The sequence below is a fragment of the Streptosporangium carneum genome, from assembly GCF_027922005.1.
GTDB lineage: Bacteria > Actinomycetota > Actinomycetes > Streptosporangiales > Streptosporangiaceae > Streptosporangium > Streptosporangium carneum.
This window is the reverse complement of record NZ_BSEV01000001.1, coordinates 132,753-146,223: the sequence shown is the minus strand read 5'-3', so window position 1 is coordinate 146,223 and position 13,471 is coordinate 132,753. Positions and strand designations below refer to the sequence as shown.

10 protein-coding genes, 1 tRNA gene and 1 pseudogene are annotated in these 13,471 nt (G+C 71.0%); 9 read left to right on the top strand and 3 right to left on the bottom strand.

Annotated elements, in window-relative coordinates; translation table 11 throughout:
- Positions 1-34 precede the first annotated feature (34 nt).
- On the top strand, positions 35-190 hold the full coding sequence (locus PKF00_RS00690) for a hypothetical protein (protein ID WP_271215333.1): 156 nt from the start codon (positions 35-37) through the stop codon (positions 188-190).
- A 28-nt stretch (positions 191-218) separates the two neighbouring features.
- A pseudogene (locus tag PKF00_RS44565) lies at positions 219-1,325 on the top strand (recombinase family protein); the annotation flags it as partial.
- A gap of 99 nt (positions 1,326-1,424) precedes the next feature.
- Here the strand turns inward: PKF00_RS44565 and PKF00_RS00675 are convergent.
- Both PKF00_RS00675 and PKF00_RS00670 read right to left on the bottom strand, forming a co-directional pair.
- Positions 1,425-1,802: a hypothetical protein gene (locus tag PKF00_RS00675; protein ID WP_271215330.1), complete on the bottom strand. Its 378-nt coding sequence runs from the start codon at positions 1,800-1,802 to the stop codon at positions 1,425-1,427.
- Positions 1,803-1,866: 64 nt separating this feature from the next.
- Positions 1,867-1,952: transfer RNA gene (locus PKF00_RS00670), tRNA-Leu, on the bottom strand.
- A gap of 165 nt (positions 1,953-2,117) precedes the next feature.
- On the opposite strand from PKF00_RS00670, the gene PKF00_RS00665 reads away from it, so the two are divergent.
- From PKF00_RS00665 to PKF00_RS00655, 3 genes are all read left to right on the top strand, one after another.
- The gene (locus PKF00_RS00665; protein WP_271215329.1) at positions 2,118-3,425 is read left to right on the top strand and encodes a M20/M25/M40 family metallo-hydrolase; all 1,308 of its coding nucleotides are present in this window, start codon (positions 2,118-2,120) and stop codon (positions 3,423-3,425) included.
- Between the two features lie 185 nt (positions 3,426-3,610).
- Positions 3,611-4,171, top strand: a complete 561-nt coding sequence (locus tag PKF00_RS00660) for a hypothetical protein (protein ID WP_271215328.1) — start codon at positions 3,611-3,613, stop codon at positions 4,169-4,171.
- 255 nt (positions 4,172-4,426) lie between these two features.
- A complete protein-coding gene (locus PKF00_RS00655) occupies positions 4,427-6,334 on the top strand; it encodes a chaplin family protein (protein WP_271215327.1) in 1,908 nt (635 codons plus the stop codon).
- Between the two features lie 178 nt (positions 6,335-6,512).
- On the opposite strand, the gene PKF00_RS00650 is transcribed toward PKF00_RS00655, so the two are convergent.
- Positions 6,513-6,698, bottom strand: coding sequence for a DUF5703 family protein (locus tag PKF00_RS00650; RefSeq protein ID WP_271215326.1), 186 nt, complete (start codon positions 6,696-6,698; stop codon positions 6,513-6,515).
- Positions 6,699-6,854: 156 nt separating this feature from the next.
- Here PKF00_RS00650 and topA point away from each other — a divergent pair, with 156 nt between their 5' ends.
- From topA to tmk, 4 genes are all read left to right on the top strand, one after another.
- A complete protein-coding gene (gene topA, locus PKF00_RS00645; RefSeq protein ID WP_271215325.1) occupies positions 6,855-9,506 on the top strand; it encodes a type I DNA topoisomerase in 2,652 nt (883 codons plus the stop codon).
- Positions 9,507-9,663: 157 nt separating this feature from the next.
- Positions 9,664-9,888 (top strand): hypothetical protein, encoded by a 225-nt coding sequence (locus tag PKF00_RS00640; protein ID WP_271215324.1) that lies wholly within the window; start codon positions 9,664-9,666, stop codon positions 9,886-9,888.
- Positions 9,843-11,096 carry a metallophosphoesterase gene (locus PKF00_RS00635; protein WP_271215323.1) on the top strand — a complete coding sequence of 418 codons (1,254 nt, stop codon included), beginning with the start codon at positions 9,843-9,845 and terminating at the stop codon, positions 11,094-11,096. The genes PKF00_RS00640 and PKF00_RS00635 overlap by 46 nt, the downstream gene beginning before the upstream one ends.
- Positions 11,097-11,385: 289 nt before the next feature.
- Complete coding sequence (gene tmk, locus PKF00_RS00630) at positions 11,386-13,452, top strand: dTMP kinase (protein ID WP_271215322.1); 2,067 nt, start codon at positions 11,386-11,388, stop codon at positions 13,450-13,452.
- The last annotated feature ends 19 nt before the right edge of the window (positions 13,453-13,471 follow it).

Genomic DNA, 13,471 nt, shown 5'->3' with positions numbered 1-13,471 from the left:
CGCGCCCCCGTCCACGAACAGGAGCGTGACCATCATGACCACCGTCAAGGGATCCGGCCAGCCCGGCGTGCACGTGGTGCTCCCGCAGGGCCCGCCCCGGCTGACCCCCGGCGCCGCCAGGGAGCTGCTGGAGATCCTGCTGGAGGCCCACGCGGAGTCGGTCGGCGCAGCCGTCCCCGACGTCGCCTGAGAACCCGGAACGGAGAGCTGGAGCACCGATGCGGTTCGCCTTCTACGGTCGGGTCTCGACCGAGGACAACCAGGACCCCGCCTCGTCGCGGGCCTGGCAGATCACCCGGTCGCGGGCGCTGATCGAGTCGCGTGGCGGGGAGATCGTCACCGAGTTCTTCGACGTCGACAAGTCCCGCTCGATCCCCTGGCAGCGGCGCCCGCAGGCCGCGGCGCTGCTGGCCGAGCTGCGCGACCCGCATCGGGGGTTCGAGGCCGTGGTGATCGGCGAGCCGCATCGGGCCTTCTACGGCAACCAGTACGGCCTCACCTTCCCGATCTTCGAGCACTTTGGGGTGCCGCTGTGGGTGCCTGAGGTCGGCGGGCCGATCGACCCGGCCAACGAGGCGCACGACCTCGTCATGAGCGTGTTCGGCGGGATGAGCAAGGGCGAGCGCAACCGCGTCAAGATCCGGGTGCGGACCGCGATGTCCGCCCAGGCGCAGATGGAGGGTCGCTTCCTCGGGGGGCGGCCGCCGTACGGCTACCGCCTGGGCGACGCGGGCCCGCACCCCAACCCGGCCAAGGCCGCCGACGGCCGGCGCCTGCACCGGCTGGAGCTCGACCCGGCGGCCGCACCCGTGGTGGCCCGGATCTTCGCCGAGTTCCTCGACGGGTACGGCCTGTTCGCCATCGCCGAGAGGCTCACCCGCGACGGCATCCCCAGCCCGTCGGCCCACGACCCCGGGCGCAACCGGCACCGTGTCGGCATCGCCTGGTCCAAGAGCGCGGTGCGGGCCATCCTCACCAATCCCCGCTACACGGGCCACCAGGTGTGGAACAGGCAGCGCAAGGACGAGGTCCTGATCGACGTCGACGACGTCGGCCTGGGCCACACCACCAAACTCCGCTGGAACTCCCGCCAGGAGTGGGTGTGGTCGGAGAGCGTGGCCCACGCGCCGATCGTCGGCCAGGATGACTTCGCCGCCGCCCAGACGACGCTGGCCGGCCGGGGCGACCGGCCGACGGACAAGACGCGCAAGCGGACGCCCAAGCCGTACCAGCTGCGCGGGCTGCTGTTCTGCGGTGCCTGCGAGCGCAGGATGCAGGGGCAGTGGACCAACGACGCGCCGTACTACCGGTGCCGCTTCCCCGAGGAGTACGCCCTGGCCAACCACGTGATGCATCCCCGCAACGTCTACCTGCGCGAGGACGCCGTGGTGCCGCGGCTGGACCGCTGGCTCGGCAGGCTCTTCTCACCCTCGAACGTCGGCCGCACCCTGGAGGACCTGCTGGCCACCCAGGACCTGCTGCCGCCCGAGGCGCAGGGGATCGCGATGGCCCGCCGCCAGATCGCCGACTGCGACCGCAGGCTCTCCCAGCACCGTGCCGCCCTGGAGGCCGGTGCCGACCCCGCGGTGGTCGCCGGATGGATCCGGGAGGAGCAGGCCCGCAAGGCGGAGGCGGAGAACAGGCTTCGCCGGATGCCGCCGCCCCGCCGGAGCGTGCTCGACCGAGGCCAGCTGGCGGCGCTCATGCGCGAGCTCGGCGACGCGGTGCAGCTCCTCGCCCAGGCCGACCCGTTGCGGAAGGCGAAGATCTACGCGAACCTCGGACTCCGGCTGGTGTATCACCCGGGAAAGAGAAAAGTCCTGGTCACCTCTGTAAGTGACCAGGACTCCATAGGAGAAGGGTTTGTGTCCGAGGGGGGACTTGAACCCCCATGCCCCGCAAAGGGCACTAGCACCTCAAGCTAGCGCGTCTGCCTATTCCGCCACCCGGACTTGGTGCCTGCACGCTGGACCGTCATCCCGCGTCGGCGGAATCAGGTTAGCAAACTCTTGGGCTTGCGTCATATCGGTATGCGAGCAGGTCCCGCGGGGATGCCGGGACGGCCTCGGCGGCGGCAGGATGGGAGGCGCAAGCCGTATCAATCCTAAGGAGTCGCCATGACCACGCTCAATGGTGAGGACGAGGTCGCGGGGCTGTGCCGTGACCTGATCCGGATCGACTCGACCAACGCGGGTGACAACTCGGGCCCCGGTGAGCGGGCGGCGGCCGAGTACGTGGCGGAGAAGCTGGCCGAGGTCGGGCTGGAGCCGCGGATCCTGGAGTCGGACAGCCATAGGGCGAACGTGGTCGTCCGCGTCGAGGGGGAGGACTCCTCCCGCGACGCGCTGCTCCTGCACGGGCATCTCGACGTCGTCCCCTTCGACGCCGCCGACTGGACCCTGCACCCGCTCAGCGGGGAGATCGCCGACGGGTGCGTCTGGGGACGCGGCGCCGTCGACATGAAGAACATGGACGCGATGATCCTCGCGGTCGTGCGGCAGCGGCTCAGCGAGGGGCGCAGGCCGCCCCGGGACGTGGTGCTGGCGTTCACCGCCGACGAGGAGGCCGGGGGCGGGTACGGCGCGCACTGGCTGGCCGCCGAGCACAAGGACCTGTTCGACGGGTGCACCGAGGCGATCGGCGAGGTGGGCGGGTTCAGCGTCTCCATCGACGAGGCGCGCAGGCTGTACTTCATCGAGGCGGCGGAGAAGGGCATCGCCTGGATGAAGCTGACCGCGACCGGCAGGGCCGGGCACGGCTCCATGCTCAACGCGGAGAACGCCGTCACCGAGCTGGCGGAGGCGGTCGGCCGCATCGGGCGTTACGAGTGGCCGGTACGGCTGACGCAGACGGTCAGCACCCTCCTCACCGAGCTCTCCAAGGCGTTGGAGCTCGAACTCGACCTCGACGATCCCGAGGCGACCGTGGCCAAGCTGGGCCCGCTGGCCCGCATGATCGGCGCCACGTTGCGCAACACCACCAACCCCACCCTGCTGGAGGCGGGCTACAAGACGAACGTGATCCCGCAGACCGCCGTAGCGCACGTGGACGGCCGGTTCCTGCCGGGATACGAGGAGGAGTTCTTCCAGACCGTCGACGAGCTGCTCGGCCCCAACGTGACCAGGGAGTTCGTCAACCACGACATCGCCCTCGAGACCGGGTTCGACGGCCCGCTGGTGCGGGCCATGGCCGACGCGCTCGTGGCGGAGGACCCGGGCGCCCTCGCCGTGCCGTACACCCTTTCCGGGGGCACGGACCTGAAGGCGTTCAGCGCGCTCGGCATCCGCGGGTTCGGGTTCGCGCCGCTCAAGCTGCCCGCGGACTTGGACTTCTCCGGGATGTTCCATGGGGTGGACGAGCGGGTGCCGGTGGATTCGCTCCAGTTCGGGGTGCGGGTGCTTGACCGCTTCCTTGACGGCTGCTGAGAGGTTCTTTCGGAAAGCCGCCGGAAACCCTTCGCGCTAACTCCCCGTGCTGCTAACGTAACTTTCCGTTGAAGGGCTGAGGCCTGCCTCAAGGCGGGCCCGGCCAGGAGCTTCGGGGAGGTCACGTGGTGCGCGTGTCGCATGAGCAGTGGAGGGCGTCCTCGCCCGCTGCTCGGCGTGCGCCCGTGGCCGTTTCCGCTGACGACGCCGTCTTCGCCCGGGCTGACCGGATGGCGCGGTTCGCGGCCGGTGCCTGGCTGATCGTCAGGCGAGCCTTCGCGATCGGCGGCCTACTGGCCGCCGGTTGGCTGCTCGCCGTCGTCTTCGGACTCCTCGGCGCCGCTCCGGCGGCCGCGGACACCACCGCGGTGACAGGAGTGGCCGGCTCCGGCGTCCCCGACCCAGCCACTTCCGGGTCGGCCTTCGAGGCCGATGTCTTCCCCACGGACAGTGGCGGATTCTCGGTGACGGGCAATGCCGAGGCCATGGCGGGCCGAGGCGTGGACGGGCTCACCAGCCAGTCGAAGCCGGGTTCCCCGGTGCCCGCGACCGCTGACCACAGTTCTGGAGCCAACGGATTCGTGCCCCAGACCAGTGGCGGGTCCGGCCCTTCGGGCCCGGGTGTGGGGGATGTCACGCGGTTCGTCTACGACCCGCGGGTGACGGCGCGGCGCGTCGCGTCGGCGTGCGCCCTTCCCCCTGTCGTCCGCACAGCGGCGGACGACCCCTCTTTCTCTCCTGACTGATCTCGTCTCACAGATCGGCTTCTGGCTCACTCAGGACGGGCCGGCCGGTCGCGGAGCGCGCAGGTTCCCTGTCCGGGAAGTCGCTCCGTCAGCAGCGATGTCAACAGCGACGAAGTAGTTCCCAGTTGTAGTTCCCAGTTCCTCGTGACAGGCCGTCGAGGCTTCCGCTGTGCGGGCTCTCGGCTGATCCCGCCTGGCTTCGTGCCGGTCACGAGACGTCAGGTATCCCCCTAAGAACCGCAAGGAGCATAAATCATGCGTACGTGGGCTAAGGGCACGGCTCCCGCAGCACTGCTCGCACTGGGTGTCATGTCCCTGGGCAGCGGTACGGCCTTCGCCGACACCGACGGCGACCACTCGGTCCTCGGCGGCAACCAGGTCAAGGCGCCGATCACCCTGCCGGTCGACATCAGCGGCAACGGCGTGGGCGTCGCGGGCGAAGCGGCGGGGTCGTCCCAGGGCGGCGCCTCCGTCGAGGACTCGGGCGGCGCTTCCGGCGTCCCCGGCAAGACCTCCGGCACGTCGTCCGTGGGCGGCGGCAACCAGGTGGTCGCGCCGATCACCGCGCCGATCAACGCCTGCGGCAACGCCGTCGCGGTCCTCGGCGGTTCCCGGGCGGGCTGCAAGGGCGGCTCCTCCGTCACGAGGTCGGGCCGCGGCGGCGGCGGGTCCGGCGGCAACCGTACGACCGGTGCGCACAGCGTCCTGGGCGGCAACCAGGTGGTCGCTCCGATCACCGCGCCGATCAACGCCTGCGGCAACGCCGTCTCGATCTTCGGTGACGCCGTGGCGGGCTGCAAGGGCGGCTCCTCCGTCACCGGGGCGGGCGGCGGCCGCGGGGCCGGCGGCAACACCACCTCGGGTCGGTCGTCCGTGCTCGGCGGCAACCAGGTGGTCGCGCCGATCACCGCGCCGATCAACGTCTGCGGCAACTCGGCCGCGGTCTTCGGCAAGGCGCTCTCCGGCTGCAAGGGCGGCGTCGGGGTTCCCGGCGAGAACGGCCCGGGCAGGCCCGGCCGGCCGGGCAAGCCCGGATACCCGGGCGGTCACTCCGGTGGGCACCCGGGCGGGCACGGCTCGCGTCCCGGGCCCCAGCAGGGTGCGGGCGGCAACGGCACCGACGGCCGCTTCTCCGTGGGGGGCGGCAACCAGGTGATCGCGCCGATCACCGCGCCGATCAACCTCTGCGGCAACTCGGTCGGCAACGGTGAGGCGGGCTGCAAGGGCGGCTCCTCGGTCGAGGCCGGCCGTCCCGGGCGCGGCGGCGGTCGCGGGGTCGGCGGCAACACCACCTCGGGCCGGTCGTCCGTCCTCGGTGGCAACCAGGTCCTCATCCCGATCACCGCGCCGATCAACGTCTGCGGCAACGCCGTCGCCGTCCTCGGCGACGCCTTCGCCGGTTGCAGGGGCGGCGCCTCCATCAAGGGCGGAGGGCACGGCGGCGGTCGCGGGGTCGGCGGCAACACCACCTCGGGCCGGTCGTCCGTCCTCGGCGGCAACCAGGTCCTCATCCCGATCACCGCGCCGATCAACGCCTGCGGCAACGCCGTCGCCGCCCTGGGCGACGCGGCCGCGGGCTGCCTCGGCGGCTCGCACGTGGGCGGGGGCCAGGGCAGGCTCCGCAACGCGGCGCAGGCCGCCGGCCAGGGCCAGTGGAACGGCGTCCCCGCCAAGCACAGGACCAGCGGTCTGCTGTCCACCCTTCCCGTCGTCCCGGGGCTGAACCCGACCAAGAGCGTGGCCGGGCTGGCCCAGCAGGCCGGCGCCTCCGGGACCTCCTCGCTGCCCGTGGCCGACGAGGCGCGCGACGCGGCCGGCCTGCCCGAGCTTCCCGAGGTGCCGGGCGTCGCCGACCCGGCCGCCGTCGCCGACTCGGCCGGGGTTTCGGACGCGGCCGGGGTTTCGGGCCTGCCCGGCGCGGCGACCCGCTCCGCTCAGTCCTCGCCGAAGAAGGGCGACTCGCCGCTGGCTCCCACCGCCGGTCTGGTTCCCTCGACGCCCATCGGCAACGCCCTGCCCGTCGGCCTCATGAGCGCCGCCCAGCCGATCGGCGTGACCGGGATGAACTCCGGCTCGCTGCTCGCTCTGGTGCTCGGCGCCATGTCCGCCGCCTCCGCCACGCTTTTCGTGACCGCTCGCCGTATCCGGTTCGCCCGGAAGTAAGACGTTAGTAACTCGCCAGACATGTCCCCTCCGATCCATCGAGGGAGACGCACAGGCGCTCCACGCATGGCGCGAGAAGATCGTCACTGCACATCGTGATCTTCGATCGCCCTGTGGGGCAGAGAAGCTTTGCCCGTTCCGGGGGCGCGGCCCGGGACGGGCAAAGCCATGTCCGGGGTCACATCGTCCTGGTCACACGTATGATCTTGCGACGCAGTCGGATGTCACGACGGCCGTCGGGATACAGTCGCAGACGGTCGAGTTCCCAGTCGCCGTATTCTGCGTGTTCGGTCAGTATCCGCCGGGCCGTGTCCCGGGAGGTGCCACGCGGAAGATGGAGAACCAAGTAGGAGTAGTCCAGCACAGCGATTAGTCTCCGAGGGTGGGCAGGGGACGTCGGCTCCCATAGGGCTTTATTGTGCGTCCTTGCGGCTTTACTTGGGAGTGTGCCCGATCCAGATCGGGTAACCCGAGTGGAAGTGAACGGGGAACGAATGCGAACAGCGAGGTAGGAAGCAGCGTGCCAGCCAAGAACGGCAACGCCGGCGGAACCCGCCTGGTGATCGTCGAGTCGCCTTCCAAGGCGAAGACCATCGCTGGGTACCTCGGCCGCGGCTACGTCGTGGAGTCCAGCATCGGACATATTCGCGACCTCCCCGAGAAGGCCGACGACATCCCGGAGAAGTACAAGGGGAAGTCGTGGGCCCGCCTGGGTGTCAACGTGGACCACGAGTTCGAGCCGCTCTATGTCGTCAACCATGACAAGAAGGCGCAGGTGAGCAAGCTCAAGCAGCTGCTCAAGGACGCTGACGAGCTCTATCTCGCCACTGACGAGGACCGGGAGGGCGAGGCGATCGCCTGGCACCTCCGCGAGGTGCTCAACCCCAAGGTGCCGGTCCACCGCATGGTCTTCCACGAGATCACCCCGAGGGCGATCCAGGAGGCGGTCGCCAACCCGCGCGCCCTGAACCTGCGGCTGGTCGACGCCCAGGAGACCCGCCGCATCCTCGACCGCCTCTACGGCTACGAGGTCAGCCCCGTCCTGTGGAAGAAGGTCAAGCCCCGGCTGTCCGCGGGCCGCGTGCAGTCCGTGGCGACCCGCCTGGTCGTGGAGCGCGAGCGCGAGCGCCTGGCGTTCACCAGCGCCAGCTACTGGGACCTGCAGGGGCTGTTCGACACGGGCCGTGACGAGATCCCCCGCGAGTTCAGCGCCGCGCTGACCGGCGTGGACGGCAGGCGCGTCGCCCAGGGCCGTGACTTCGCGAGCAACGGCACGCTCAAGAGCGCCGACGTGCTCCACCTGGACGAGCAGGCGGCGCGGGCGCTGGCGGGCAGGCTCGCCGGCACGGCCTACCGGGTCGCCTCGGTCGAGCGCAAGCCGTACACCCGTAAGCCCTACGCGCCGTTCAGGACGACCACCCTGCAGCAGGAGGCCAGCAGGAAGCTCGGCTTCTCCGCGAAGTCCACCATGCAGGTCGCCCAGCGTCTGTACGAGAACGGCTACATCACCTACATGCGAACCGACAGCATCACGCTGTCGGAGACGGCCGTCGCCGCCGCCCGCAGCCAGGCCATCAAGCTGTACGGCGCGGCCTACGTGCCCGACAAGCCCAGGGCGTACGCCAGCAAGGTGAAGAACGCCCAGGAGGCGCACGAGGCGATCCGCCCCTCGGGTGAGGAGTTCCGCACGCCCGGTGAGACCGGGCTGACCGGCGACATGTTCCGGCTGTACGAACTGATCTGGCAGCGGACCGTCTCCTCCCAGATGAAGGACGCGGTCGGTGAGTCGATCAGCGTCAAGGTGGCGGGCGTCTCCAGCTCGGGTGAGCAGGTCGAGTTCTCCGCCACCGGACGGACGATCACCTTCCACGGCTTCCTGAAGGCCTACGTCGAGGGCGCGGACGACCCGTCGACCGACCGTGACGACTCCGAGAAGCGCCTGCCCAACCTGGCCGAGGGCGACCGCCTCACCGCGGCCGAGCTCAACGTGCTGGCGCACGCGACCAAGCCGCCCGCGCGATACACCGAGGCCTCGCTCATCAAGGAGCTGGAGGACCGGGAGATCGGCCGTCCCTCGACGTACGCGTCGATCATCGGCACGATCCTCGACCGCGGCTACGTGTTCAAGAAGGGCACGGCGCTGGTGCCGTCCTTCCTGGCGTTCGCGGTGGTCAACCTGCTGGAGCAGCACTTCGGGCATCTCGTCGACTACGACTTCACCGCCGACATGGAGAAGGTCCTCGACGACATCGCCAACGACCGCGCCGAGCGGGTGCCGGAGCTGCGGCGTTTCTACTACGGAGAGCAGGGCGACGAGGGCCTGAAGGTCCTGGTCACCGAGCTCGGCGAGATCGACGCCAAGGAGATCAGCTCGTTCCCGATCCGGGGCACCGACATCATGATCCGGGTCGGCCGTTACGGGCCCTACCTGGATCGCGACGGCGCCCGGGTGAACGTCCCCGAGGATCTGGCGCCCGACGAGCTCACCGCCGAGATGGCCGAGGAGCTGTTCTCCCGTCCGACGGGCGACAGGGAGCTGGGCAAGGATCCGGTCACCGGCAACCTGATCGTGGCCAAGGACGGCCGTTACGGCCCCTACGTGACCGAGATCCTCCCCGAGGAGCCACCGGTCGAGGGGAAGAAGCGGACGAAGAAGGCCGACGCCCCCAAGCCGCGCACCGGTTCGCTGCTGAAGTCGATGTCCCTGGACACCGTCACCCTGGACGACGCCCTGCGCCTGCTTTCGCTGCCCAGGACCCTGGGCGAGCTCGAGGGGCAGGTCGTCACGGTGCAGAACGGCAAGTTCGGCCCCTACCTGAAGAAGGGCACCGACTCCCGTTCGCTGGGGTCGGAGGAGGAGATGTTCACGGTCACCCTGGAGCAGGCCAAGGAGCTGTTCGCGCAGCCGAAGGCCCGCGGCAGGGGTCGTGCCGCCGCGGCGCCCCCGCTGCGCGAGCTCGGTGAGGACCCCGTCTCCAAGAAGCCGATCGTGGTCAAGGAGGGGCGTTTCGGTCCGTACGTAACCGACGGCGAGACCAACGCCTCCCTGCGCAAGGGTGACGAGGTCGAGCACATCACCACCGAGCGCGCCGCCGAGCTTCTCGCCGAACGCCGCGCCCGCGGCCCGGCGCCCAAGAAGCGTCCCGCCCCGCGGGCGAAGGCCAAGGCCTGACGCTCCCGCCCGGGCCCTGGAACACGCGAACGCGTTCCAGGGTCCGGGCGGGAAGCGCGTTCGAGGCTCAGAAGGCGAGGCGGGGAACGCATTCGCGGTTCCGGGCGTTCTTCGGAGCGAGCCGGGTACGGCGAGCGGATGCGTGGGAAGGCGAGCCGTGGCGGCGACGGGTTTCGTGACGCTGGTCGTCTCGGTGGTCACCTTGATCCACTACTACCTGTGGCGGCGTCTCGTCCGGGCCACCACGCTGCCCGGCAGGACCCGCAGGGTGCTCACCTGGGTCGTGGCGGGGCTGGCGGTGCTCGTCCCCGCGACGCTCATCGGATCCCGCGCCGGATGGGGCCACTTCCTGGCCTGGCCGGGTTCTTCTGGATCGCGGTGATGTTCTACCTGTTCGTGTTCCTGGTGGTTCTGGAGATCCCACGGGCCCTGGCGCTGCTCGCCCTGCGTCGTTCGGAACGCCGGGAACGCGCCGCGCCGTCGGCCCCGGCGGTCGAGGGGGCGTCCGTCCTGTCCGGCGCGCGAGTGCCCGTCCCCGCCGACTCCTCCCCGTCCTCCGCCTCCGTCCCCGTCGACCCCTCCCGGCCTGGCGGCTCCGACTCCTCCCGGCCCCCCGCCTCCGGAGCCCCCGCCTCCGAGGGCCCCGCCGACGCCGACGTCTTCGAGGGGCCCGGCGGCGAGGGGCCCGGCGGCTCCGGACGCTCCGACGACTCCGCGGCGGGGCCGGCGGGTGGGCGGAGCGTCATGGGGCGCAGGCTCTTCATCGCCCGTACGGCGGCCGCGGCCGCCGGGGCGGGAGCCCTCGTCACGGTCGGCTCCGGCGTCCGCACCGCCCTCGGCGACCCGGTGGTCGAGCGGGTGAGCGTGGCGCTGCCCAGGCTCGACCCGCGCCTCGGCGGCCTGCGGTTCGCCGTGGTGAGCGACATCCACCTCGGCCCCCTCACCGGCGTCGGACACGCCGAGCGCATCGTCCGCATGGTGAACGCGCTCCAGGCCGACGTGGTCGCCGTCGTGGGCGACCTGGTCGACGGCACGGTGGCCGAGCTGGGCCCGCTGGCCAGACCGCTCAGGAGCCTCGAGTCGCGTTACGGCGCCTACTTCGTCACCGGCAACCACGAGTACTACACCGCGAACGGTCCGGACGAGTGGGTCGAGGAGCTTCGCGGGCTCGGCGTCCGCCCGCTCAGGAACGAACGCGTCGAGATCGCCCACGCGGGAGCCACGCTCGATCTGGCGGGGGTCGACGACGTCGCGGGCGCCGCGACCGGCCACGGCCCCGACTTCGAGCGGACGCTGGGCGGCCGGGACCGCTCCCGGTCGACCGTCCTGCTCGCCCACCAGCCGGTCCAGGCCTCCAGGGCGGCCGAGTACGGCGTCGACCTCCAGCTGTCCGGCCACACCCACGGCGGCCAGATGGTTCCCTTCAACCTGGTCGTCCCGATGCAGCAGCCGGTGGTCTCCGGTCTCGGCGAGGTGGACGGCACCCAGGTCTACGTCACCAGGGGCGCGGGCTTCTGGGGACCGCCGGTCCGGGTGGGGGCTCCGCCGGAGATCACCCTTCTGGAGCTCCGCGCCGGGAGGTCCGGGTGACTCCGGTGACGCCCCGACGGGCTCCGTGACCCCGGTGGCGCCCCGACGGGCTCCGTGACCCCGGTGACGCCCCGACGGGCTCCGTGACCCCGGTGGCGCCCCGGTGAGGTCCGGCGAGACCCGGCGAGAGCGGCGGGGCCCGGTGGCGTCGGCGCGGTGACCGGTTTTCCGCCGGTGTCCGCTGCGGGAAGCCGCTCCCACGTACTACCCTCGTGCGACGAGCGACCGGGCATGTCCGCCTGGCCCCGTGTTCTCCCCAGCCCAGCGAGCACCTGGATACGCTGACACCATGACCACCCCTGGCCGGAACACCACGCGCCGCAAGCCTCCCCACGTGCTGGCCAACGCGCCGTTCCGCAAGTTGTGGACGGCCATGTCGGTGTGCAGTCTCGGAGACTGGCTCAACATCATCGCGTTGACCGCCCTGGCGGGTAACCTCACCGCGGGGTCGGGCTACAAGGTCCAGAGCTTCGCGATCGGCGGCGTCTTCGTCGCGAAGATGCTCCCGGCCGTCCTGCTCGGCCCGCTCGCGGGCGCGTTCGCCGACCGGTTCGACCGCAGGCTGACGATGTTCTTCGCCGACCTGGCGCGCTTCGCGCTGGTCCTGTCGATCCCGCTGGTCGGCGCCTACCAGTGGATCATCGTCGCCACCTTCCTCGTCGAGTGCGTCAACCTGTTCTGGGTTCCGGCCAAGGACGCCACGGTGCCGAACCTGGTGCCCCGGGAGCGCCTGGAGGAGGCGAACCAGCTCAACCTCCTGGTCACCTACGGCACGGCCCCGGTCGCCGCGCTGCTGTTCGCGGTGCTGTCGGTCGCCGACGAGCTCCTGAGCGGCTTCGTGCCGTTCCTCGGGGCCGGTGACACCTACCTGGCGCTGTTCGTCAACGCCTTCGCCTACCTGGCGTCCGCCGTCATCATCTTCACCCTCAAGGACATCTCGAAGGCCACGGTGAAGGCCACCGAGATCTCCACGCCGTCGGTGCTGAAGCAGATCGTCGACGGCTGGCGGTTCGTCGGCGGCGACAGGCTGGTCCGGGGTCTGATCATCGGCATGCTCGGCGCGTTCGCGGCCGGTGGCGCGGTGGTCGGCGTGGCCAAGATCTACGTGCAGCAGCTCGGGGGCGGCGACCCGGCCTACGGCGTGGTGTTCGCGGCGGTCTTCGCCGGAATGGCCTCCGGCATGTTCTTCGGGCCCAGGCTGCTGCGGGAGCTGTCCAGGCGCAGGCTGTTCGGGTTGTCGATCATCACGGCCGGGGTGGTGCTGGCGGCGGTCGCGCTCGTCCACAACCTGGCGATCGTCGTCATGCTCACCGTGCTTCTCGGGGCGTGTGCGGGAACCGCCTGGATCATCGGTTACACCATGATCGGTCTGGAGGTCGAGGACCGGCTGCGGGGCCGTACGTTCTCCTTCCTGCAGTCGCTCGCGCGGGTCACGCTGCTGCTGGTCGTCGCGGTCACGCCGACGCTGGCGGGCCTGTTCGGCAGGCACGAGGTCGTCTTCAGGCGGGAGGCGGTCTACGTCTTCGACGGCTCCAGCCTGGTGCTGCTGGTCGGCGGGGTGCTCGCCGCCGTCGTCGGGTTCGTCGCGTTGCGGCAGATGGACGACCGCAGGGGGATGTCGATCCTCGCCGACCTGGTCGCGGCGGTGCGGGGCCAGAGCCCCACGCAGGAGAGCGCCGAGCAGTCGAGGGGGATGTTCATCGCGTTCGAGGGCGGTGAGGGGTCGGGCAAGACCACCCAGTCCAGGCTGCTGGCGATCTGGCTCAGGGACCAGGGCTTCGACGTCGTGCAGACCAGGGAGCCTGGCTCGACCAAGGTGGGCATGCGGCTGCGCGCGATCCTGCTCGACGCCGTGCACCAGGGCCTGTCCGCCAGGTCCGAGGCGCTGTTGTACGCCGCGGACCGGGCCGAGCATGTGGAGAAGGTCATCCGCCCCGCCCTGCACCGGGGATCCCTGGTGATCTCCGACCGCTATGTCGACTCCTCGCTGGCCTACCAGGGCGCGGGGCGGGCGCTCGACCCCGCGGACGTGGTGAGGATCAACAGGTGGGCGACCGGCGGGCTCGTCCCCGACCTGACCGTGCTCATCGACACTCCGCCGTCCGTCGGGCTCGCCCGTCTGGGCGGCGCCGCCGATCGGATCGAGTCGGAGCCGCTGGAGTTCCACGAACGGGTGCGCCGCGAGTTCCGCGCGCTGGCCGCCGCGGAGCCCGACCGTTACCTGGTCGTCGACGGGACGCTCGCCCAGGAGCAGATCTCGCTGCTCATCTACGACCGGGTGCGCGAGATCCTGCCTGATCCGGTGCCGGAGGAGTCCGAGGACGCCACCGGGACCATCCCCGTCATCCGGGACTGATCCCGGCGGTAGGTTGATG